Genomic DNA, 21,668 nt, shown 5'->3' with positions numbered 1-21,668 from the left:
GACGTGTTCGAGACGGTACTTGTGGCCAACCGCGGCGAGATCGCGGTGCGCGTCATCCGTACGCTGCGGGCGCTCGGCATCCGCTCGGTGGCGGTGTACAGCGACGCCGACGCGGACGCGCGGCATGTGCGCGAGGCGGACGAGGCGGTGCGCATCGGGCCGCCCGCGGCCACCGAGAGCTACTTGGTGGCGGAGCGGCTGATCGAGGCCGCGGCGGCGACCGGCGCGCAGGCGGTGCACCCCGGCTACGGATTCCTCGCGGAGAACGCGGAGTTCGCGCGCGCCTGCGCGGAGGCGGGCCTGGTCTTCATCGGCCCGCCCGCCGAGGCGATCGCCCTGATGGGCGACAAGATCCGCGCCAAGGAGACGGTGAGCGCGGCCGGGGTCCCGGTGGTGCCGGGCGGCCGCGATCCGGAACTGGCGGAGGCGGCGCGGAAGTTGGGCGCGCCGGTCCTCATCAAGCCCAGCGCGGGCGGCGGCGGCAAGGGCATGCGCCTCGTGCGCGACCTGACGGCGCTGGAGGAGGAGATCGCGGCGGCCCGGCGCGAGGCGCGCGCCTCCTTCGGCGACGACACGCTCCTCGTGGAGCGCTGGATCGACCGCCCCCGCCACATCGAGATCCAGGTCCTGGCGGACGGCCACGGGAACGTGGTGCACCTCGGCGAGCGCGAGTGCTCCCTCCAGCGCCGCCACCAGAAGATCGTCGAAGAGGCGCCCTCGGTGCTGCTCGACGAGGCCACGCGCGCGGCGATGGGCGCGGCGGCCGTGGAGGCGGCGCGCAGTTGCGGCTACCGGGGCGCGGGCACGGTGGAGTTCATCGTGCCGGGCGACGACCCGGCGTCGTACTGCTTCATGGAGATGAACACACGGCTCCAGGTCGAGCACCCGGTGACGGAACTCGTCACGGGCGTCGACCTGGTGGAGTGGCAGGTCCGGGTCGCGGCGGGCGAGCAACTGCCGTTCACGCAGGACGACATCACGCTCACCGGCCACGCGGTGGAGGCCCGCCTGTGCGCGGAGGACCCGGCGCGCGGCTTCCTCCCCTCCGGCGGCACGGTCGTCGCGCTGCGCGAACCCGAGGGCGAGGGCGTGCGCGTCGACTCGGGCCTCACCGAGGGCACGGAGGTCTCCAGCCTCTACGACCCGATGCTCGCGAAGATCATCGCGTACGGCCCCGACCGAAACACGGCGCTGCGCAGACTGCGGGCGGCGCTCGCCCGGACGGTGACGCTGGGCGTGCCCACGAACGCCGGTTATCTGCGGCGCCTGCTGGCCCACCCGGACGTCGTGGCGGGCGAGTTGGACACGGGTCTCGTGGAGCGCGCGACGGACGGCCTCGTCGACGCGGAGGTCCCGGCGGGGATCTACGCGGCGGCGGGCGTGCTGCGCCAGGAGCGCCTGGCCCCGGCCGCGCGCGACGGCTGGACGGACCCGTTCGACCGGCCCACCGGCTGGCGGCTCGGCGGTGAACCGGCGTGGACGGTGCACCACCTGCGGGCCGCGGGCCACGACCCGGTCGAGGTCCGGGTGCGCGGCACCGACGTCCTGGTCGACGGCGAACCGACCGCTCCGGCCCGCCTCACCGCGATGGCCGGCGACTGGCTGGGCCGCGACGGCGACGCCTGGCACATCCAGGACCACGACCCGGTGGCGGCGAGCCTGACGGGTGCCGGGGCGGGCGGCGCGGGCTCCCTGACGGCCCCGATGCCCGGCACGGTGACCGTGGTGAAGGTGGCCGTCGGCGACCAAGTAGCTGCGGGCCAGAGCCTGTTGGTGGTGGAGGCGATGAAGATGGAGCACATGATCTCGGCCCCGCACGCGGGCACGGTGACGGAGCTGGACGTGCGGCCGGGCACGACGGTGGCGATGGACCAGGTGCTGGCCGTCGTCGCACCCGCGGAGACCGAGGACGGCGGGGAGGCCACGCGATGAGCACCCCGCTGCCCATGGTCGTCCCCGCGCAGGGGCTGCCGGCCCGCGTCCGGATCCACGAGGTGGGTGCCCGGGACGGTCTTCAGAACGAGAAGACGGCCGTTCCCACGGAGGTGAAGGCCGAGTTCATCCACCGCCTGGCGCGGTCCGGCCTCTCGACGATCGAGGCCACGAGCTTCGTGCACCCCAAGTGGGTGCCCCAGCTCGCCGACGCCGAGGACCTGTTCCCGCTGGTCCAGGACCTCGGGCCCGGCGTCCACCTCCCCGTCCTCGTACCGAACGCGCGCGGCCTGGACCGGGCCCTGGCGCTCGGCGCGCACCGCGTCGCCGTGTTCGCCAGTGCCACCGAGTCCTTCGCCAAGGCGAACCTGAACCGGACGGTGGCGGAGTCCCTCGCCGTGTTCGAGCCGGTGGTGGCGCGCGCGAAGGAGTCCCGGGCGCACGTGCGCGGCTACCTCTCCATGTGTTTCGGCGACCCGTGGGAGGGCCCGGTCCCGGTCCACCAGGTCGTCTCCGTCGCCAAGGCCCTGATGGACATGGGCTGCGACGAGCTGAGCCTCGGCGACACCATCGGCGTCGCCACCCCCGGCCACGTGCAGACGCTCCTCGCGGAGCTGAACGAGGAGGGCGTGCCGACGAACACGATCGGCGTGCACTTCCACGACACGTACGGACAGGCGCTCGCCAACACCCTGGCGGCGCTCCAGCACGGCGTGAGCACGGTGGACGCCTCCGCGGGCGGCCTCGGCGGCTGCCCGTACGCGAAGAGCGCCACCGGCAATCTCGCCACCGAGGACCTCGTCTGGATGCTGCGCGGACTCGGCATCGAGACCGGCGTCGACCTCGACCGTCTCACCGACACCAGCAGGTGGATGGCCGAACATCTGGGCCGGCCCAGCCCGTCCCGCACCGTCCGCGCACTCTCGAAGCCCCCACAGGAGCAGTGAGGCAGTCATGGATCACCACCTCTCCCCCGAGCACGAGGAACTGCGGCGCACGGTCGAGGAGTTCGCCCACGAGGTCGTCGCTCCGAAGATCGGCGACTTCTACGAGCGGCACGAGTTCCCTTACGAGATCGTCCGCGAGATGGGGCGCATGGGCCTGTTCGGGCTGCCGTTCCCCGAGGAGTACGGCGGCATGGGCGGCGACTACCTGGCGCTCGGCATCGCCCTGGAGGAGCTGGCGCGGGTCGACTCCTCGGTGGCGATCACCCTGGAGGCCGGGGTCTCCCTCGGCGCGATGCCGCTCCACCTCTTCGGCACGGAGGAGCAGAAGCGGCAGTGGCTGCCGAAGCTCTGCTCGGGCGAGATCCTGGGCGCGTTCGGGCTGACCGAACCCGAGGCGGGCTCGGACGCGGGCGGAACGCGGACGACGGCCGTCCGGGACGAGGAGACCGGCGACTGGGTCATCAACGGCACGAAGTGCTTCATCACCAACTCCGGTACGGACATCACGGGCCTGGTGACGGTGACGGCGGTGACCGACCGCGCGCCGAACGGCACCCCGTCGATCTCCTCGATCATCGTGCCGTCCGGCACCCCGGGGTTCACGGTGGCGGCCCCCTACTCGAAGGTGGGGTGGAACGCGTCGGACACCCGTGAGCTGCACTTCGACGACGTCCGCGTCCCGGCCGAGAACCTGCTCGGTACGCAGGGGCGGGGCTTCGCCCAGTTCCTGCGGATCCTCGATGAGGGCCGCGTCGCGATCTCGGCGCTCGCCACCGGGCTGGCGCAGGGGTGCGTCGACGAGTCGGTGAAGTACGCCAAGGAGCGCCGCGCGTTCGGCTCCGCCATCGGCAGCTACCAGGCGATCCAGTTCAAGATCGCCGACATGGAGGTGAAGGCGCACACGGCGCGGCTCGCGTGGCGGGACGCGGCGTCGCGGCTCGTCGCCGGGGAGCCCTTCAAGAAGGAGGCGGCGCTGGCGAAGCTGTACTCGTCGACGGTGGCGGTGGACAACGCGCGGGAGGCGACGCAGATCCATGGCGGCTACGGCTTCATGAACGAGTACCCGGTCGCCCGGATGTGGCGCGACTCCAAGATCCTCGAAATCGGCGAGGGCACGAGCGAGGTGCAGCGCATGCTGATCGCCCGCGAACTCGGCCTGACGTCCTAGCCGGCCGTTCCGGTCGGTATTTCAAGCCCCTGCGGCGATTGAGCAGGCGGCTCCGTGGCCGATGCCGCGGGGCTCCGCCCCGGACCCCGCTGCTCAAACGCCGCAGGGGCTGAAAATGCAGAGCGCCGCAGGGGCTCCGTGGGCTCGACCACGAGACGGAACCGGAAGGCCCCACCCTCTGGACAAGCGGGGAAGTTAGGTTAACCTACCCTGAGTTTACGTCCCGCTAGGCCGCCGCTCCGGCACGTCCGAAAGTAGCCCCCAATGTCGAACGCCCGCCTCCCCCGCCCCACCCGCCGCGGCATCCTCGCCGCGACCGGCGCCATCGGCCTCGGAGCCGCACTCGCCGCCTGCGGCGACGGCGGTTCCAAAGACGAGGGGTCGAGCTCCGCGGAGGCCGGGAAGAAGTCCGGGCCCTGGTCGTTCAAGGACGACCGCGGCACGACGGTGAAGCTGGACAAGATCCCGACGAACATCGTCGCCTTCACCGGCATGGCCGCCGCCCTCTACGACTACGGCGTCGAGGTCAAGGGCGTCTTCGGCCCGACCACCACGAAGGGCGGCAAGGCCGACGTCCAGGCCGGCGACATGCCCGTCGACAAGGTCACGGTCATCGGCAACGAGTGGGGCCAGTTCAACATCGAGAAGTACGCGGGCCTCTCGCCCGAGGTGCTGATCACCACGATGTTCGACGACGCGGGCACGCTCTGGTACGTCCCGGAGGAGTCCGCCAAGAAGATCGCCAAGCTCGCCCCGAGCGTCGGCATCTCCGTCTACGACCGCCAGCTCACCACCCCGCTGGAGCACGTCTACAAGCTGGCCGAGTCCCTCGGCGCCGACCTGAAGGCCGACAAGGTCGTCACGGCGAAGAAGCGCTTCGAGGACGCCGCCGCCCGCCTGCGCAAGGCGGCGAAGGCCAACCCCGACATCAAGGTGATGGCGGGCAGCGCGAGCCCCGACATCTTCTACGTCTCGGGCACGGACCTCTCCATCGACCTGGAGTACTTCAAGGCGCTCGGCGTGAACTTCGTGGAGCCCTCGGTGGCCGCGAAGAAGGCGTCCGGCGGCTGGTTCGAGAACCTGAGCTGGGAGAACGTCAACAAGCACAAGGCCGACATCATCATGATGGACGACCGCGCCCAGGCGATTCAGCCCGCCGACATCGACGAGCCGACCTGGAAGAAGCTCCCGGCGGTCAAGGCGGGGCAGGTCATCGCCCGCTCCCCCGAGCCGATCCTCTCCTACGACAAGTGCGCTCCGCTCCTGGAGAACCTCGCGAAGGCCATCGAGACGGCGAAGAAGGTGTCCTGATCCCATGACGACGACGGCCGAAGCCCCCGCTGTTGCCCCTTACCGATTCTTCGATCTGCAAGTGGTCCGCACGCGGCGGCTCGGCCCGTCGCTCCTCAGGGTCACCTTCACCGGCCCCGACCTCGCCGACTTCCACGGCGGCGGCCGGGACCAGTCCCTCTCCCTCTTCCTGCCGCACCCCGGCCAGGACGCCCCCGTCCTCCCGCCCATGGGCCTCGACGACGGCCGCGCCTGGCACGCCGCGTTCCGGGCGATCCCGGACGAGGAGCGCGCGGTCATGCGCTCGTACACGCTGAGCGGACAGCGCCGCTTCCCCGCGGAGGAGGTCGACATCGACTTCGTGCTGCACGACGACGACCCGACGACGTCCGGCCCCGCGTGCCGCTGGGCCCGCGCGGCCGCTCCCGGGGACAAGGCCGTGGTGCTCGGCCCGGCGGTCGCCGACAACGGCGCCGTGCGCTGCCGCCCCCACGACGACTTCGACCACATCCTGATGTGGGGCGACGAGACGGCGCTGCCCGCGGCGCTCGGCGTGCTGGCCTGGCTGCCCGAACACGTCTCGGCGCACGTGTACCTGGAGGTCCCGCACCGCGAGGACATCCAGCCGGTCATCACGCTCGCGGACGTCTCCGTGACGTGGCTGGTCCGCGACGAGGGCTGCGCCTCCGCCGTCGAGACCGTGCGCGCCGCTCAACTCCCCGACTGCGCACGGCCGTACGCCTGGCTGGCCGGCGAGTCCGGGACCATGAAGGAGATGCGGCGGCATCTCGTGCGGGAACGCGGGTACGACAAGAAGGCGGTCACCTTCGTCGGGTACTGGCGGCGCGGGATGAGCGAGGACGCGCTGCGCGCCGCGTAACGCCCTCCGGGGCACAGCACGCCGCACAGCAGAACATTCCAGCCATTCCGGTCACAGGAACAGGGGGCGGGGTCGCGAGTCGAAATTAGGTTAGGCTAACCTAATCCTCGGGTTCGCGACCTCGCCCTTTTTCCTGCCCCGCCCGGGAACACCCCCACCCCACCCGGAGGAACCGTTCATGCGCTCGCACCTGCTCAATGACACCACCGCGGAGCTGTACCGCAGTTCCGTGACCGAGGGAGTCGAGCGGGTGGCGGCCAAACTCGCCACCACCACAAGGCCGTTCACCGGCGTCACCCCCGACGCGCTCGCCCCCACGGTCGACGCCGTCGACCTGGACGCGCCGCTCCACGACACCATCGCCGCTCTGGACGAGCTGGAGGACGTGTACCTCCGCGACGCCGTCTACTTCCACCACCCCCGCTATCTCGCCCACCTCAACTGCCCGGTCGTCATCCCGGCCGTGCTCGGCGAGGCGATCCTCTCCGCCGTGAACTCCTCGCTGGACACCTGGGACCAGTCCGCCGGCGGCACCCTCATCGAGCGCAAGCTCATCGACTGGACGACCGGGCGGATCGGCCTCGGCCCCGCGGCCGACGGCGTGTTCACCTCCGGCGGCTCGCAGTCCAACCTCCAGGCGATGCTGCTCGCCCGCGAGGAGGCCAAGTCCGCCGACGACCTGAGCAAACTCCGCATCTTCGCCTCCGAGGTCAGCCACTTCAGCGTCAAGAAGTCCGCGACGCTGCTCGGCCTCGACCCGAAGGCCGTCGTCTCCATCCCCGTCGACCGCGACAAGCGGCTCCAGACCGTGACCCTCGCCGCCGAGCTGGAGCGCTGCCGCGAGGAGGGCCTCGTCCCCATGGCCGTCGTCGCGACCGCGGGCACCACCGACTTCGGCTCCATCGACCCGCTGCCGGAGATCGCCGAGCTGTGCGCCCAGTACGACACGTGGATGCACGTCGACGCCGCGTACGGCTGCGGACTGCTCGTGTCGAACAAGAACCGGGACCGGCTCGACGGCATCGAGCGCGCCGACTCGGTCACCGTCGACTACCACAAGTCCTTCTTCCAGCCCGTGAGTTCGAGCGCCATCCTGGTCCGCGACGGAGCCACGCTGCGGCACGCCACGTACCACGCCGAGTACCTCAACCCGCGCCGCACGGTCGCCGAGCGGATCCCCAACCAGGTCGACAAGTCCCTCCAGACCACCCGCCGCTTCGACGCGCTCAAGCTGTGGCTGACGCTGCGCGTGATGGGCGCCGAGGGCATCGGCGGCCTCTTCGACGAGGTCTGCGAACTGGCCCACGAGGGGTGGCAGTTGCTCGCCGCCGACCCGCGCTTCGACGTCGTCGTGGAGCCGAGCCTGTCCACGCTCGTCTACCGCTACATCCCGGCCGACGCCTGTGACCCCTCGGAGATCGACCGCGCCAACCTCTACGCCCGCAAAGCCCTGTTCGCCTCCGGTGACGCCGTCGTGGCGGGCACCAAGGTGGGCGAACGCCAATTCCTGAAGTTCACCCTGCTCAACCCCGAGACGACGCTCGACGACATCCGAGCCGTCCTCGACCTCATCGCCGGCCACGCCGAGCAGTACCTGGGAGACACCCTTGACCGCGCCAGTTGATTTCATCGGTATCGGGCTCGGCCCCTTCAACCTTGGCCTCGCCTGCCTGACCGAACCGATCGCCGAACTGAACGGCGTCTTCCTGGAGTCGAAGCCCGACTTCGAGTGGCACTCGGGGATGTTCCTCGACGGCGCCCACCTCCAGACCCCGTTCATGTCGGACCTCGTCACCCTCGCCGACCCCACCTCCCCCTACTCCTTCCTCAACTACCTGAAGGAATCGGGGCGGTTGTACTCGTTCTACATCCGCGAGAACTTCTATCCGCTGCGCGTCGAGTACAACGACTACTGCCGCTGGGCGGCGGCCCGGCTCACCTCCATCCGGTTCAACACGACCGTGACCTCGGTGACGTACGACGAGAACGACGGTCTCTACACGGCGACCACCGAGGGCGGCGAGACGTACCGCGCCCCGCACCTGGTCCTCGGCACCGGCACCCCGGCGTACGTTCCGGAGGCCTGCCAGGGGCTCGGCGGTGACGGGGTCATCCACAACTCCCGTTACGTGCAGCACAAGGAGCAGCTCCAGAAGAAGAAGTCGATCACCCTGGTCGGCTCCGGCCAGTCCGCCGCGGAGATCTACTACGACCTCCTCAGCGAGATCGACGTGCACGGCTACCGGCTGAACTGGGTGACGCGCTCGCCGCGCTTCTTCCCGCTGGAGTACACCAAGCTCACGCTGGAGATGACGTCCCCGGACTACATCGACTACTTCCACAAGCTGCCGGAGCAGAAGCGCTACTCGCTGGAGGAGCGCCAGAAGGGCCTGTTCAAGGGCATCGACGGCGAGCTGATCGACGCCATCTTCGACCTGCTCTACCAAAAGGGCCTCAGCGGCCCCGTGCCGACGCGCCTGCTCACCAACTCGGCGCTGCGCACCGCGCGTTACGAGAACGGCACGTACACCCTCGGCCTGCACCAGGAGGAGCAGGACAAGGAGTTCGAGCTGGAGACCGAGGGCCTGATCCTCGCCACCGGCTACAAGTACGCCACTCCCGCCTTCCTGGAGCCGGTCCGCGACCGGATCCGCTGGGACGGCCGGGGCCGCTTCGACGTCGCCCGCAACTACGCGATCGACACGACGGGCCGCGGCATCTTCCTCCAGAACGCGGGCGTGCACACCCACTCGATCACCAGCCCCGACCTGGGCATGGGCGCGTACCGCAACAGTTACATCATCGGCGAGCTGCTCGGCACCGAGTACTACCCCGTCGAGAAGACCATCGCCTTCCAGGAGTTCGCAGTATGAGCACCAACGGCACCACCACCGGCACCCTCGGAAAACTGACCCTCCGGCCCGTCGACCCGCAGGCCGACGCCGAGCTGCTGCACGGCTGGGTCACCGACCCCAAGGCCGCGTTCTGGCTGATGCAGGACGCCAAGCTGCAGGACGTCGAGCGCGAGTACATGGGCATCGCCGCGCACGAGCACCACGACGCGTTCCTCGGTCTGCACGACGGCGAGCCGGCGTTCCTGATGGAGCGCTACGACCCGCGGTACGTCGAGCTGGCCGGCCTGTACGAGGCCGAGCCCGGCGACATCGGCATGCACTTCCTCACCGCGCCCTCGGACGTCCGCATCCCAGGCTTCACGCGCGCCGTGATCACTGCGGTGATGGAGCACCTGTTCACCGATCCGTCGGTGCGGCGCGTCGTCGTCGAGCCGGACGTGCGGAACACGGCGGTGCACGCGCTGAACGAGGCCGTCGGCTTCGTGGCGGACCGCGAGATCGACAAGCCGGAGAAGAAGGCGCTGCTGAGCTTCTGCACGCGCGCCCAGTTCGAAGCGGCCACGGGAAGGACGACCGCATGACCATCGCCGACGCCGCCACCCACCTCTCCCCCGAGCGCTGGGCCGAGGCCAACCGACTCCTCATCCGCAAGGCCCTGGCCGAGTTCAGCCACGAGCGGCTGCTCATACCCGAGGCCGCAACCGGCCCCGGCCGGTTCTTCGTCCTCAGCGACGACGGCCTGACCCGCTACGAGTTCGCCGCGCGCCGCCTGCGCCTCGACCACTGGCAGGTGGCCGCCGACTCGATCACCCGCCACCGCGACGGCGCCGAACTCCCCCTCAACGCCCTCCAGTTCTTCATCGAGATGAAGGACAGCCTGGGCCTGAGCGACTCGACGCTCCCGGTGTACCTGGAGGAGATCTCCTCCACGCTCTCCGGCACCTGCTTCAAGCTGACGAAGCCGTACCTGTCCTCCGCCGAACTCGCCGCCTCCGGCGACTTCCAGGCGATCGAGACGGGCATGACCGAGGGCCACCCCTGCTTCGTCGCGAACAACGGCCGCCTCGGCTTCGGCATCCACGAGTACCTCTCGTACGCCCCCGAGACCGCGAGCCCCGTCCGGCTGGTCTGGCTGGCGGCCTCCCGCGAGCGCGCCGCGTTCACGGCGGGCACGGGCCTGGAGTACGAGTCGTTCCTCCGCGCGGAGCTGGGCCAGGAGACCCTCGACCGCTTCGACGGCGTCCTGCGCGACAAGGGCCTCGACCCGGCCGACTACCTCCTCATCCCCGCCCACCCGTGGCAGTGGTGGAACAAGTTGTCCGTCACGTTCGCCGCCGAGATCGCGCAGCAGCACCTGGTGTGTCTGGGCGAGGGCGACGACGAGTACCTGGCGCAGCAGTCGATCCGTACGTTCTTCAACAAGAGCGCCCCGACGAAGCACTACGTGAAGACGGCGCTGTCCGTCATCAACATGGGCTTCATGCGCGGTCTTTCGGCCGCGTACATGGAGGCGACGCCGGCGATCAACGACTGGCTGGCGCACCTCATCGAGAACGACGAGGTGCTCAAGGACACCGGCCTGACGATCATCCGCGAGCGCGCGGCCGTCGGCTACCGGCACCTGGAGTACGAGGCCGCCACCGACCGCTACTCGCCGTACCGCAAGATGCTGGCGGCGCTGTGGCGGGAGTCCCCGGTGGCCTCGCTCGGCGAGGGCGAGCGCCTGGCGACGATGGCGTCGCTGCTGCACGTGGACCGCGAGGGCAAGTCGTTCGCGGGCGCGCTGATCGAGCGCTCGGGCCTGACTCCGCGCGCGTGGCTGAAGCCGTACCTGAAGTCGTACCTGACGCCGCTCCTGCACAGCTTCTACGCCTACGACCTGGTGTTCATGCCGCACGGCGAGAACGTCATCCTGGTCCTGGACGAGCGCGGCGTCGTCAAGCGGTCGATCTTCAAGGACATCGCCGAGGAGATCGCGGTGATGGACCCGGACGCGGTCCTGCCGCCGGCCGTGGAGCGCATCAAGGCCGAGGTCCCCGACGACATGAAGCTCCTCTCGATCTTCACGGACGTCTTCGACTGCTTCTTCCGCTTCCTCGCGGCGAACCTGGTCGAGGACGGCGTCGTGGACGAGGAGACGTTCTGGTCGGCGGTCGCGGACTGCGTGCGCGAGTACCAGGAGGCGATGCCTCAACTGGCGGAGAAGTTCGAGCAGTTCGACATGTTCGCCCCGCACTTCTCGCTCTCCGCGCTGAACCGCCTCCAGCTGCGCAACAACGAGCAGATGGTCGACCTGGCGGACCCGTCGGGCGCCCTTCAGCTGGTCGGTGATCTGGAGAACCCGATCGCCTGACCCCCTGACTGGGAAGGGGCTCGGGAGACGGTCCTCCCGAGCCCCTTTCCCGTACGACAATGTCGGCATGGCGGAAATCATCCAGCGCGACGGCACATGGACGTTCGACGGGGACACGCTGCGACTGGTACCGGGGCGGGACAAGGGCGTGAGCCTGCTCCGCAAGGCCCTGGGCGAACTGACGGTGCCGCTGACGGCGCTCGCCGGGGCCTCCTTCGAGCAGGGCAAGAAGACGGGCCGGCTGCGCCTGCGGCTGCGCGACGGCGCCGACCCGCTCCTCCAGGCGACGGGCGGCAAGCTGACCGAGGCGACGGACCCGTACCAGCTCACGGTCGAGTCGGACCGCTACGGGGTGGCCGAGTACTTCGTGGACGAGGTCCGCAACGCGCTCCTGCTGGACCAGATACCCGCCACGCCCTGCTCCTCGTACCTCCTGCCCGGCCCCGCCGTGCCGCTGTCCGTCTCCGCCGGGGACGGCACGGCGAGCTTCGACGGGGAGCGGGTGCGGCTGGAGTGGAACTGGAAGACGGAGGAGGCGAAGTCCTCGGCGGGTACGCGGGTGCTCGCGCTCGCCGACATCACGGCGGTCGAGTGGCAGCCGGCGGTGGGCCTGGAGAACGGCTGCCTGCGCTTCACGGTCCGGTCCTCGCCGACGAAGGCGCCGGCGAAGTACGACCCGAACTCCATCGAGCTGTGGGGCTTCAAGAAGGACCCGCTGATGGCCCTCGTCGCGGCGGCGGTCCAGGCCCGTCTCCCCCACCCGGACCCGGCCCCGGCCGCCGAGGAGCCCCCGCCCGCCCTGGCGCCCCCCGTGGAGGACGACCACGACGCCCTTCTGCGCCGCCTGCGCGAACTCGGCGACCTCCACCACCAGGGGGTCCTGACGGAGGAGGAGTTCACGCTCGCGAAGGCGGCGGTGCTGAAGCGCCTCTCAAGCCCCTCCGGCGATTGACGTACCCCCTACGCCCGCACCTTCCGGGCGACCACGAACCGGTCGACCTCCGCCCCGGTCTCGGCGAGACCCCGCACGGTCAACTTCGCCGTCCGCCCCACGGGCGCGGGCTCCACATCGACCCGCAGGAACGAGTAGTTGGTGTACCGCACCCGCGACCAGTCCACGGTGACCGCCTTCTTCCCGCCCTCCTCGGTCACGTAGGAAGCGAACGGGTCGATCTTCTTCTCGTGGCCCTCGTACGTGTCGTCGACCGGGAACTCGTACAGGCTCTTGCCCGCCGCCCCGGCGGTCACGTACACCACGCCGTCCGTCTCCGGATACGCCGTGCCCCCGATCGGCAGCTCCTTGGCGACCTTGTCGCCCTTCATCACGTCGGTCCGCTCGTACACGTGGTTGTGCCCGTTGATCACGAGGTCGACCGTGTACTTCTCGAACAACGGCACCCACTTCTCGCGCACACCCCCCTCCGAGGCGTGCGCCGTGGCGGTGCAGTACGCGCAGTGGTGGAAGAACACGACGACGAAGTCGATCCCGGACCCGGGAGCCCGGAACTTCTTCAACTGCCGCTCGAACCAAGCGGTTTGCGTACCTCCGCTGATCCCGAGGTTCGCCGGGATCTCGTACGACACGTCGTTGGCGTCGAGCGAGATGACGGCGGTGTTCCCGTGCACGAACGAGTAGACGCCCGGCAGCTGCGCCGGGTCGGGCCCGTTGCGCGGCGGCGCGAACCGGGCCTCCTGGCTCCCGTACCCGTTCGGCGAGTACCAGGCCTCCATGTCGTGGTTGCCGTACGACACCATCCACGGCACGGACTTGGCGACGCTCTCGGTCTGCGCGAGGAACAGGTCCCAGGTCCGCGCGTCGAACGTGTCGGTCGTCCGCCCCTGTCCTGAGGGGTCCGCGTACGCGATGTCACCGGCGTGCAGGTGGAAGGCGGGGCCCTGGGCGAGGATCAGGGAGTCGTTGGCGAGGGCGTGGTAGCTGACGCCCTGGTCGCCGAAGGCGGTGAACGTGAAGGGCCCCGGGCGGGCGGGCGCGGTCGTGAAGGTGCCGATGGTGCCGGCGAACCGCGGCGAGGCCGGGTCGAAGCCGCGGTGGCCGACCCCGTAGTAGTACGTCCTGCCGGGCTTGAGGCGGGTGAGCTTGGCGTGCACGTAGTACTGGGTGTGGTCGGCGCTGGTCCCGACACCCGCCGGGGTGTACAGCGCGCGCAGCTCGGCCGGGATCTTCCGCGACAGCTCACCGGCTTCGGCGCCGACCCGGATGAACGGGTCCTTCACCGCGACCGGCACCTGCCAGGACACGGTCATCTCGGTGCGCGCGTCGTCCCCGTACGACAGGTGCCGCCCGAAGGGGGCGACGAGCGCCCCGTCGACGGTCTCGGCGGCGGCGGGCGCGGCCGGCCGCGCCGCGGCGGCACTCGCGGCCCCCGGCACGAAGACCCCGCCCGCGACCGCCCCGAGGCTCACGGCCCCGCCCCGCATCACCGTGCGCCGCGAGAACCGACCGCGCAGAAACTCGTGCTGCTCCGCGAGCGACCGCTCGGCAAGCTCATCGGGTACGCCCATCCGTGGAATGTCCATGCCCGGAAAGATGGCCGAGCCATCTATCTCTTGGGAGTACACCAGATGAACGCCCCCCGACCAAGCCCCTCACATTCAAGCCCCTCCGGCGATTGAGGAGCGGGGCCCGGGGCGGAGCCCCGCGTCCGCAACCACGATCAGGCCCACCCGAGCGACCCGCCTGCCCGATTTCGGGCAGAATTCTTGCGAAACCGCCCCCGAACCCCGAGGATCGCTTCGTGCACGACGACCTGATCGACCACCTGACACGCACCACCGCCCTGAGCCGGGGCGAAGCACTGCGGGTGGTCCAGGACGTGCTCGCCTACTTCGACGAGCCGACGGAGGACTACGTCCGCCGCCGGCACCGCGAACTCCAGGGTCAGGGCCTGGTGAACGCGGAGATCTTCGAGCGGATCCTGGCGGATCTGCGCTACCGGGCGGTGTCGCCGCCGGAGCTCTCCCTCCGCCAGCTGCGCCGCATCGTCTACGGCTGAGGGGAATCTCAACACCTATGTGCGGAATCGTCGGTTACATCGGCAAGCGTGACGTCGCGCCGCTCCTCCTGGAGGGGCTGCAGCGCCTGGAGTACCGGGGCTACGACTCCGCGGGCGTCGTCATCACGAGCCCCAAGGCCACCGGCCTGAAGATGGTCAAGGCCAAGGGCCGGGTGCGCGACCTGGAGGCCAAGGTCCCGGCCCGCTTCAAGGGCACCACCGGCATCGCCCACACCCGCTGGGCCACCCACGGCGCCCCGTCCGACGAGAACGCGCACCCGCACATGTCGGAGGACAACAAGGTCGCCGTCGTCCACAACGGCATCATCGACAACGCCTCCGACCTGCGCGCCAAGCTGGTCGCCGAGGGCGTCGTGTTCAGCTCGGAGACGGACACCGAGGTCCTCACCCACCTCATCGCCCGCTCCCAGCAGACCGAGCTGGAGGACAAGGTCCGCGAGGCGCTGCACCTGGTCGAGGGCACGTACGGCATCGCGGTCGTGCACGCCGACTTCCCGGACCGCATCGTCGTCGCCCGCAACGGCTCGCCGGTCGTCCTCGGCATCGGCGACAAGGAGATGTTCGTCGCCTCGGACATCGCCGCGCTGATCACCCACACCCGCCAGATCGTCACGCTGGACGACGGCGAGATGGCCACGCTGAAGGCCGACGACTTCCGTACGTACACCACGGCCGGCACCCGCACCGCGAACGAGCCGACCACCGTGGACCTCGAGGCCGCCTCCTTCGACATGGGCGACCACGACACGTACATGCACAAGGAGATCAGCGAGCAGGCCGACGCCGTGGACCGCGTGCTGCGCGGCCGCATCGACGACCGGTTCTCCACGGTGCACCTCGGCGGCCTCAACCTGGACGCCCGCGAGGCCCGCACGGTGCGCCGCGTGAAGATCCTCGGCTGCGGCACCTCGTACCACGCGGGCCTGATCGGCGCCCAGATGATCGAGGAGCTGGCCCGCATCCCCGCGGACGCCGAGCCGGCCTCCGAGTTCCGCTACCGCAACCCGGTCGTCGACCCCGACACGCTCTACATCGCGGTCTCCCAGTCCGGCGAGACGTACGACGTCCTCGCGGCTGTCCAGGAGCTGAAGCGCAAGGGCGCGCGGGTCTTCGGCGTCGTGAACGTCGTCGGCTCGGCGATCGCCCGCGAGTCCGACGCGGGCGTCTACGTCCACGCGGGCCCCGAGGTCTGCGTCGTCTCGACGAAGTGCTTCACCAACACCACGGTCGCCTTCGCGCTGCTCGCCCTGCACCTGGGCCGCATCCGTGACCTGTCGGTGGCGGACGGCAAGCGCATCATCGAGGGCCTGCGCAAGCTCCCCGCCCAGATCTCCGAGATCCTCGCCCAGGAGGCGGAGATCAAGAAGATCGCCGAGGAGTACGCGGACGCCCGCTCGATGATGTTCATCGGCCGCGTCCGGGGCTACCCGGTGGCCCGCGAGGCCTCCCTGAAGCTCAAGGAGGTCTCCTACATCCACGCGGAGGCCTACCCGGCCTCCGAGCTGAAGCACGGCCCGCTGGCCCTCATCGAGCCGGCCCTCCCCACGGTCGCGATCGTCCCCGACGACGACCTGCTGGAGAAGAACCGCGCCGCGATGGAGGAGATCAAGGCCCGCTCCGGCCGCATCCTGGCGGTCGCCCACCAGGAGCAGGAGAAGGCCGACCGCACGATCGTCGTCCCGAAGAACGAGGACGAGCTCGACCCCATCCTCATGGGCATCCCGCTCCAACTCCTCGCCTACCACACGGCGTTGGCCCTCGGCCGCGACATCGACAAGCCCCGCAACCTGGCGAAGTCGGTCACGGTCGAGTAGTCCCCTCAAGCCCCTGCGGCGATTGAGCAGCGGGGTCCGGGGCAGCGCCCCGCGACCACACGCAAACGGGTCCCGTACGCGCCACCAAGCGCACGGGACCCGTTCACGTAGGGGTCGGAACCGCCCATTGCCCCGACCCGCATGGCTGTCGGCCGGCGGCCGTCACCCCCCGCCCAACAGCACACCGCCAAGCACCGTTCGCCAGTCATTTACCCTTCACAAGGGCACAAAGCACATTTACGCGGCGGTAGATTTATCCAACGGCGAAAATTCAACTAGCGCTCGCGGCACAACCGTTGAGGGATCATCAAAAACCGCTCCGGGGGCCGCCCTCAGGGAATGACGATGACCGGCCGCTGCGCCCTGCGCGCCAGCCGCCCCGCGACCGACCCGAAGATCCGCCCCACGAGCCCGTGCGTCGACCCCACCACGATCGCGTCGGCCGAGTACTCGTGCCCGACCTCCTCCAGCTCGTGGCAGATGTCGCCACCGCGCTCGACGAGGATCCACGGCACCTCGGACAGGTACTCCGCGCAGGCCAGCTCAAGCCCCAGCACCTCGGTGCGGTGGTCCGGGACGTCCACGAAGACGGGCGGCTCGCAGCCCGCCCACACCGTGGTGGGCAGCCGGTTGGCCACATGGACGATGATCAGCCCCGAGCCCGAACGGTGGGCCATGCCGATCGCGTACGCGAGTGCCCGCTCGCTCGACGTCGAGCCGTCGAAACCGACGACGACACCGTGCTTGAAAGCGGGATCACAGGCTTGACGTGTCTCTTCCGCCGCTTCGGGCGTCGCCGTCGGGTCGGCGACCTGCCGCTTGCGGTCCGCGGGTTCGGGGAATTCGTGACCGGCCATGAGTGTCTCGGCGTGTACCTCGTGGGCCTCTAAAGAGGGGACGACAACTGATTCGCGGAGCTGTGTCCGGGAATCATCTTCCCAACCCCATACCCCCAAGGGTACGGCGACACTCCTCCTCTGCCCAGACTCTGATTCCGGGCTCAGACCTGCTGGTACGTCCGCTCCGCAGCGTTCAGGGGAGCATGCACGAGGGGCGACCGTATGGCAATGGTTGCTGCCCCGTACAGGCGGTTTGCGCACTCAACTGGTCCCTTGTCCCGCATCGGAGAAGTGACCGCAGCGGGGTGACGGCGTTGTACCGCCGTACCGAAAGACACAGGGAGCGTTCCGTGCCCGGACCGACCACCGCCCAGCGGCCCCGCGCCGCGCACCACCACGACGCCCGCCGCCCCGGACGGCCCGCCGGGCTGCCGGCCCCGCGGCCGTCGGCGCAGGCGTCCGCGGAGCCCGCCCGGAAGGGGCAGGACGGGGTGGGCGACGTGGTGCGCTGGGCGGCGTTCAGCTGTGTCCTGGTTCCGCTCGTGCTCGTCGGCTACGGCTCGTCCGCCGCGGGCGCCGCGGGGGCCGCGCTGGGCCTCGTCGCGGTGACCGCGGCCTGCCGGGTGCTCCTTGGACAGTCGCAGCGCGGCGCTGCACAGTTGCACAGTGAACAGTGCTGCACGCACCGCGGCCGGCGCGGCAGGTCCGGTCCGGGTACGCATCGCGGGGAGCATCGGGCCGGGTGGGATACGCCGGTTGACTGACCGGTTTCGTCGCGGTTCCACACCGATTTTCAGCCAACTTGGGTCATGCGGCCCTCCCTTGCGTTTCGCCTCCCCCAACCCCCGTTTCACCAGGGCAAAAAGGCCTCTGAAAAGCGCTTGCACCCTACGGGGACCGGCCACGCGGTGAAGGCGCACTTCCCAGCAACGCCCCTGAGTGCGACGCTTCGTGATCGAATGCTTCACGCCAAGTTGCCTTGTCGACAATCGGTCAGGTTCTTAACTGGTCACGACGGCACCACGGGACGCAGTAGATTCGATCATGACTGTCTGATCTGAAGGCGGCGGGGGACTTCGTGCATCACCGAGGGGAAACGTGCAGGAGCGAACAGCCCGTCAAAGTATTGAGGGAGCCGCGATCACCGAGGGGGGCTTAGCAGCATGAGCCACGACTCCACCACTGCGCCGGAGGCGGCGGCTCGCAAGCTGTCGGGGCGCCGGCGACGAGAGATCGTCGCGGTGCTGCTGTTCAGCGGCGGACCCATCTTCGAGAGTTCAATACCGCTCTCCGTGTTCGGAATCGACCGGCAGGACGCGGGAGTTCCGCGCTACCGATTGCTCGTGTGCTCCGGCGAAGACGGACCCCTGAGGACCACAGGGGGACTCGAACTCACCGCGCCGCACGGGCTCGAGGCGATCTCGCGGGCGGGCACGGTCGTCGTACCGGCCTGGCGCTCGATCACCTCGCCGCCACCGGACGAGGCCCTCGACGCGCTGCGCCGCGCGCACGAGGAGGGCGCCCGCATCGTCGGGCTGTGCACGGGAGCCTTCGTGCTCGCCGCGGCGGGCCTGCTCGACGGCCGCCCGGCGACCACGCACTGGATGTACGCGCCGACGCTCGCCAAGCGCTATCCGTCGGTCCACGTGGACCCGCGGGAGCTCTTCGTCGACGACGGGGACGTACTGACCAGCGCCGGCACCGCGGCCGGCATCGACCTCTGTCTGCACATCGTGCGCACGGACCACGGCAACGAGGCGGCCGGAGCGCTCGCCCGCCGCCTGGTGGTCCCGCCGCGCCGCAGCGGCGGCCAGGAGCGCTACCTCGACCGGTCGCTGCCCGAGGAGATCGGCGCCGACCCGCTGGCCGAGGTCGTCGCCTGGGCGCTGGAGCATTTACACGAGCAGTTCGACGTGGAGACGCTCGCGGCCCGCGCCTACATGAGCCGACGCACCTTCGACCGCCGCTTCCGGTCGCTGACGGGGTCCGCCCCGCTCCAGTGGCTGATCACGCAGCGGGTCCTCCAGGCGCAGCGGCTCCTGGAGACGTCCGACTACTCGGTCGACGAGGTGGCGGGCCGCTGCGGCTTCCGCTCCCCCGTCGCGCTGCGCGGGCACTTCCGGCGCCAGCTGGGCTCGTCCCCTGCCGCGTACCGGGCGGCGTACCGGGCGCGCAGGCCGCAGCCGGGCGAGGGGCCGGGGAGGGCCGACAAGCCCGACAGGGCGGTCGAGCTGGCGGGCCTGCCGGGGCCGGAGAGCGCGAGCCCGGTCCCCGCGCAGTCCCGGCGCACCGCGGCCGCGAACGCGCTGGGTCCGCCCGCCGCCTCGATGCCCACGGGCCACCCGGGAGTGCCGGGCCCGCGCACGGCTTCGTAGCCCCGCGCGCAGCACCGGGAACAGGAGCCGACGCCCGTCGTCTGCCAGCGAGCAGGCCCGACCCGTAGGGTTGGGCGCATGAACGATCGCATGGTGTGGATCGACTGCGAGATGACAGGTCTCTCGCTGGCGAACGACGCGCTCATCGAGGTGGCCGCACTGGTCACCGACTCGGAGCTGAACGTACTGGGCGACGGTGTGGACATCGTGATCCGCCCGCCGGACGAGGCCCTGGAGCAGATGCCCGAGGTGGTGCGCAACATGCACACCGCCTCGGGCCTCCTCGACGAGCTGGCGGGCGGCACGACGCTCGCCGACGCCGAGGAACAGGTCCTGGCGTACGTACGTGAGCACGTCAAGGACGCGGGCAAGGCCCCGCTGTGCGGGAACTCGGTCGGTACCGACCGCGGTTTCCTGCTGCGTGACATGCCGACGCTGGAGGACTACCTCCACTACCGGATCGTCGATGTGTCCTCGGTCAAGGAGCTCGCCAGGCGCTGGTACCCGAGGGCGTACTTCAACAGTCCGGAGAAGAACGGCAACCACCGGGCGCTCGCCGACATCCGCGAGTCCATCGCGGAGCTGCGCTACTACCGCGAGGCGGTCTTCGTCCCGCAGCCGGGCCCGGACTCGGACACGGCGAAGTCGATCGCCGCGAAGTACGTCCTGCCTGCGGAGTAGTCCCTGACAAGCCCCCGTGTACGGGGTCCGGGCCCCCTCGGGAAAAGGTGTGCGCGAGCACCCCTTCGGACCCTGTACACTTTTTCTCGGCCGGTCGGAAGAAAGACAAACGACCGGACATGGTGGGTGTAGCTCAGTTGGTAGAGCACCTGGTTGTGGTCCAGGTGGCCGCGGGTTCAAGTCCCGTCACTCACCCTGAAGGGTCCGAAGGCCCCGGTTCGAGAGAACCGGGGCCTTCGGCGTTCCCGGAGCGCGTCCGCTTTCCCGGGGCCGCATCTACGACGAGGCGCGGACCACCAGCTCCGTCGGAAGCACCAGGTGGCGCTGCGTCCCGCGGCGGACGGAGGAGCGCTTGCCCTGGGCGGCCAGCGCGATCTCGTCGAGCAGCAGCTCCGTCATGGCGCGGCCCATGTCGCGGGTGGGCTGGCGCACGCTGGTGAGGCCGGGCTCCATGTGGCGGGCGATCATCGAGTCGTCGAAGCCGACCAGGGACACGTCGTCGGGGATGCGGCGGCCGGCCTCGCGCAGCACCTGGCGGGCGCCGGAGGCCATCAGGTCGGAGCAGGCGAAGACCGCGTCGAGGCCGGTGCCGCGCTCCAGGAGCTCCTCCATGCAGCGGCGGCCGCCCTCCTCCGTGAAGTCTCCGTAGGCCACCAGCTTCTCGTCGTAGCCGATCCCGCTCGCGGCCAGCTCGTCCTGGTAGCCGACGAGGCGGCGCTGGGCTCCGTACACGTCGAGCGGTCCCGCGATGATCGCCACGGAGCGGCGGCCCCGGGAGATCAGGTGCTGGACGGCGAGCCGGGCGCCCGCGTAGTTGTCGGTGTCGACGGAGGGCAGCGGCTCGTCGGCGGAGCGGGGGCCGCTGATCACGGTCGGGATGTCCATCTGGATGAGGCGGTCGGCGAGCGGGTCGTCGGAGTGCACCGAGACCAGCAGTACGCCGTCGACCCGGTGGGCGGCGAGGTAGGCCGCGAGGCGGTCCTGTTCGCGCTCGCCACGGGCGAAGGTGAGCAGGAGCTGGAGCGGGGTGTCGGCGAGGGCGATGCCGACGCCGCCGACCATGCCGGAGAAGTACGGCTCGGAGAAGAACCGGGACTCGGCCTCCGGGACGACGACGGCTATGGAGTCCGAGCGGTTGGCCGCGAGGGCGCGCGCCGCCGTGTTCGGAACGTAGCCGAGCTCGGCGACGGCCTCCTCGACCGCGGCGCGGGTGCGGTCGCTGACCCGCGGCGATCCGTTGATGACGCGGGAGACCGTGCCCCGGCCGACGCCCGCTCGGGCCGCGACCTCCTCAAGGGTCGGGCGCCTGCCGTGCGTGCCGTGAGCCACCATGACTCCTACCTCCCCAGATCTTGAGCGGAATCTAACAGCCCGATAACCGCACGAACTTGGCGTCGCCGGGTGTCTTGACACCCCGGGTTCGAGCGACGACCCTTCAACACATCACCGGTGGGAGCGCTCCCACCCTACTGGACGCATACAGAAGCCGCACGTTCCCC

At 70.2% G+C, this 21,668-nt stretch carries 18 protein-coding genes and 1 tRNA gene; 16 read left to right on the top strand and 3 right to left on the bottom strand.

Going from position 1 to position 21,668, the window contains the following annotated elements; genetic code table 11:
* Window positions 1-3 precede the first annotated feature (3 nt).
* The 10 genes from ACYBSK_RS04635 (at window position 4) to ACYBSK_RS04590 (ending at window position 12,377) form a co-directional block, all read left to right on the top strand.
* Entirely contained in the window at window positions 4-1,932 is a 1,929-nt protein-coding gene (locus ACYBSK_RS04635; RefSeq protein ID WP_460245252.1) for an acetyl/propionyl/methylcrotonyl-CoA carboxylase subunit alpha, read from the top strand.
* The gene (locus tag ACYBSK_RS04630) at window positions 1,929-2,879 is read left to right on the top strand and encodes a hydroxymethylglutaryl-CoA lyase (RefSeq protein ID WP_460245251.1); all 951 of its coding nucleotides are present in this window, start codon (window positions 1,929-1,931) and stop codon (window positions 2,877-2,879) included. The genes ACYBSK_RS04635 and ACYBSK_RS04630 overlap by 4 nt, the downstream gene beginning before the upstream one ends.
* A 7-nt stretch (window positions 2,880-2,886) precedes the next feature.
* Window positions 2,887-4,047, top strand: coding sequence for an acyl-CoA dehydrogenase family protein (locus ACYBSK_RS04625; RefSeq protein ID WP_460245250.1), 1,161 nt, complete (start codon window positions 2,887-2,889; stop codon window positions 4,045-4,047).
* A 264-nt stretch (window positions 4,048-4,311) separates the two neighbouring features.
* Complete coding sequence (locus ACYBSK_RS04620; protein WP_457475536.1) at window positions 4,312-5,358, top strand: ABC transporter substrate-binding protein; 1,047 nt, start codon at window positions 4,312-4,314, stop codon at window positions 5,356-5,358.
* Between the two features lie 4 nt (window positions 5,359-5,362).
* Complete coding sequence (locus ACYBSK_RS04615) at window positions 5,363-6,217, top strand: siderophore-interacting protein (protein ID WP_460245249.1); 855 nt, start codon at window positions 5,363-5,365, stop codon at window positions 6,215-6,217.
* 178 nt (window positions 6,218-6,395) lie between these two features.
* A complete protein-coding gene (desA, locus tag ACYBSK_RS04610) occupies window positions 6,396-7,841 on the top strand; it encodes a lysine decarboxylase DesA (protein ID WP_460245248.1) in 1,446 nt (481 codons plus the stop codon).
* Entirely contained in the window at window positions 7,825-9,090 is a 1,266-nt protein-coding gene (locus tag ACYBSK_RS04605) for a lysine N(6)-hydroxylase/L-ornithine N(5)-oxygenase family protein (RefSeq protein ID WP_457475533.1), read from the top strand. The genes desA and ACYBSK_RS04605 overlap by 17 nt, the downstream gene beginning before the upstream one ends.
* Window positions 9,087-9,653, top strand: a complete 567-nt coding sequence (locus tag ACYBSK_RS04600; RefSeq protein ID WP_457475532.1) for a GNAT family N-acetyltransferase — start codon at window positions 9,087-9,089, stop codon at window positions 9,651-9,653. The genes ACYBSK_RS04605 and ACYBSK_RS04600 overlap by 4 nt, the downstream gene beginning before the upstream one ends.
* Complete coding sequence (locus tag ACYBSK_RS04595) at window positions 9,650-11,425, top strand: IucA/IucC family protein (RefSeq protein WP_460245247.1); 1,776 nt, start codon at window positions 9,650-9,652, stop codon at window positions 11,423-11,425. The genes ACYBSK_RS04600 and ACYBSK_RS04595 overlap by 4 nt, the downstream gene beginning before the upstream one ends.
* A 67-nt stretch (window positions 11,426-11,492) precedes the next feature.
* Complete coding sequence (locus ACYBSK_RS04590; protein WP_457475530.1) at window positions 11,493-12,377, top strand: DUF4429 domain-containing protein; 885 nt, start codon at window positions 11,493-11,495, stop codon at window positions 12,375-12,377.
* An 8-nt stretch (window positions 12,378-12,385) separates the two neighbouring features.
* On the opposite strand, the gene ACYBSK_RS04585 is transcribed toward ACYBSK_RS04590, so the two are convergent.
* A complete protein-coding gene (locus ACYBSK_RS04585) occupies window positions 12,386-13,948 on the bottom strand; it encodes a purple acid phosphatase family protein (RefSeq protein ID WP_460245246.1) in 1,563 nt (520 codons plus the stop codon).
* Window positions 13,949-14,181: 233 nt separating this feature from the next.
* Between ACYBSK_RS04585 and ACYBSK_RS04580 the strand changes: the two genes are divergently transcribed.
* Both ACYBSK_RS04580 and glmS read left to right on the top strand, forming a co-directional pair.
* The gene (locus tag ACYBSK_RS04580) at window positions 14,182-14,439 is read left to right on the top strand and encodes a hypothetical protein (protein WP_457475528.1); all 258 of its coding nucleotides are present in this window, start codon (window positions 14,182-14,184) and stop codon (window positions 14,437-14,439) included.
* A gap of 17 nt (window positions 14,440-14,456) precedes the next feature.
* Window positions 14,457-16,274 (top strand): glutamine--fructose-6-phosphate transaminase (isomerizing), encoded by a 1,818-nt coding sequence (gene glmS, locus ACYBSK_RS04575; protein WP_457475527.1) that lies wholly within the window; start codon window positions 14,457-14,459, stop codon window positions 16,272-16,274.
* A gap of 332 nt (window positions 16,275-16,606) precedes the next feature.
* Here glmS and ACYBSK_RS04570 read toward each other — a convergent pair whose 3' ends face one another.
* Window positions 16,607-17,131, bottom strand: a complete 525-nt coding sequence (locus ACYBSK_RS04570) for a universal stress protein (RefSeq protein WP_457475526.1) — start codon at window positions 17,129-17,131, stop codon at window positions 16,607-16,609.
* 332 nt (window positions 17,132-17,463) lie between these two features.
* Here ACYBSK_RS04570 and ACYBSK_RS04565 point away from each other — a divergent pair, with 332 nt between their 5' ends.
* The 4 genes from ACYBSK_RS04565 to ACYBSK_RS04550 all read left to right on the top strand — a co-directional run bounded on the left by ACYBSK_RS04565 (window position 17,464) and on the right by ACYBSK_RS04550 (window position 20,364).
* A complete protein-coding gene (locus ACYBSK_RS04565; RefSeq protein ID WP_457475525.1) occupies window positions 17,464-17,877 on the top strand; it encodes a hypothetical protein in 414 nt (137 codons plus the stop codon).
* Between the two features lie 399 nt (window positions 17,878-18,276).
* Entirely contained in the window at window positions 18,277-19,488 is a 1,212-nt protein-coding gene (locus ACYBSK_RS04560; RefSeq protein ID WP_460245245.1) for a GlxA family transcriptional regulator, read from the top strand.
* Window positions 19,489-19,566: 78 nt separating this feature from the next.
* Window positions 19,567-20,169 carry an oligoribonuclease gene (orn, locus tag ACYBSK_RS04555; RefSeq protein ID WP_460245244.1) on the top strand — a complete coding sequence of 201 codons (603 nt, stop codon included), beginning with the start codon at window positions 19,567-19,569 and terminating at the stop codon, window positions 20,167-20,169.
* 122 nt (window positions 20,170-20,291) lie between these two features.
* A tRNA-His gene (locus tag ACYBSK_RS04550) sits at window positions 20,292-20,364 on the top strand.
* Window positions 20,365-20,445: 81 nt separating this feature from the next.
* Here the strand turns inward: ACYBSK_RS04550 and ACYBSK_RS04545 are convergent.
* Window positions 20,446-21,501 carry a LacI family DNA-binding transcriptional regulator gene (locus ACYBSK_RS04545; protein WP_457475522.1) on the bottom strand — a complete coding sequence of 352 codons (1,056 nt, stop codon included), beginning with the start codon at window positions 21,499-21,501 and terminating at the stop codon, window positions 20,446-20,448.
* Window positions 21,502-21,668: the final 167 nt, after the last annotated feature.

It is taken from the genome of Streptomyces sp. BYX5S, from assembly GCF_054724165.1.
Note: the sequence above shows the minus strand (reverse complement) of the source record. Positions and strands in the feature narration are given on the sequence as shown.

What these genes read in the sequence shown, in the direction of transcription:
- ACYBSK_RS04630 (WP_460245251.1), top strand. Translation starts at nt 1,929, where the DNA reads ATGAGCACCCCGCTGCCCATGGTCGTCCCCGCGCAGGGGCTGCCGGCC.
- ACYBSK_RS04625 (WP_460245250.1), top strand. Translation starts at nt 2,887, where the DNA reads ATGGATCACCACCTCTCCCCCGAGCACGAGGAACTGCGGCGCACGGTC.
- ACYBSK_RS04620 (WP_457475536.1), top strand. Translation starts at nt 4,312, where the DNA reads ATGTCGAACGCCCGCCTCCCCCGCCCCACCCGCCGCGGCATCCTCGCC.
- ACYBSK_RS04615 (WP_460245249.1), top strand. Translation starts at nt 5,363, where the DNA reads ATGACGACGACGGCCGAAGCCCCCGCTGTTGCCCCTTACCGATTCTTC.
- desA (WP_460245248.1), top strand. Translation starts at nt 6,396, where the DNA reads ATGCGCTCGCACCTGCTCAATGACACCACCGCGGAGCTGTACCGCAGT.
- ACYBSK_RS04600 (WP_457475532.1), top strand. Translation starts at nt 9,087, where the DNA reads ATGAGCACCAACGGCACCACCACCGGCACCCTCGGAAAACTGACCCTC.
- ACYBSK_RS04595 (WP_460245247.1), top strand. Translation starts at nt 9,650, where the DNA reads ATGACCATCGCCGACGCCGCCACCCACCTCTCCCCCGAGCGCTGGGCC.
- ACYBSK_RS04590 (WP_457475530.1), top strand. Translation starts at nt 11,493, where the DNA reads ATGGCGGAAATCATCCAGCGCGACGGCACATGGACGTTCGACGGGGAC.
- ACYBSK_RS04585 (WP_460245246.1), bottom strand. Translation starts at nt 13,948, where the DNA reads ATGGGCGTACCCGATGAGCTTGCCGAGCGGTCGCTCGCGGAGCAGCAC.
- glmS (WP_457475527.1), top strand. Translation starts at nt 14,457, where the DNA reads ATGTGCGGAATCGTCGGTTACATCGGCAAGCGTGACGTCGCGCCGCTC.
- ACYBSK_RS04570 (WP_457475526.1), bottom strand. Translation starts at nt 17,131, where the DNA reads ATGGCCGGTCACGAATTCCCCGAACCCGCGGACCGCAAGCGGCAGGTC.
- ACYBSK_RS04560 (WP_460245245.1), top strand. Translation starts at nt 18,277, where the DNA reads ATGAGCCACGACTCCACCACTGCGCCGGAGGCGGCGGCTCGCAAGCTG.
- orn (WP_460245244.1), top strand. Translation starts at nt 19,567, where the DNA reads ATGAACGATCGCATGGTGTGGATCGACTGCGAGATGACAGGTCTCTCG.
- ACYBSK_RS04545 (WP_457475522.1), bottom strand. Translation starts at nt 21,501, where the DNA reads ATGGTGGCTCACGGCACGCACGGCAGGCGCCCGACCCTTGAGGAGGTC.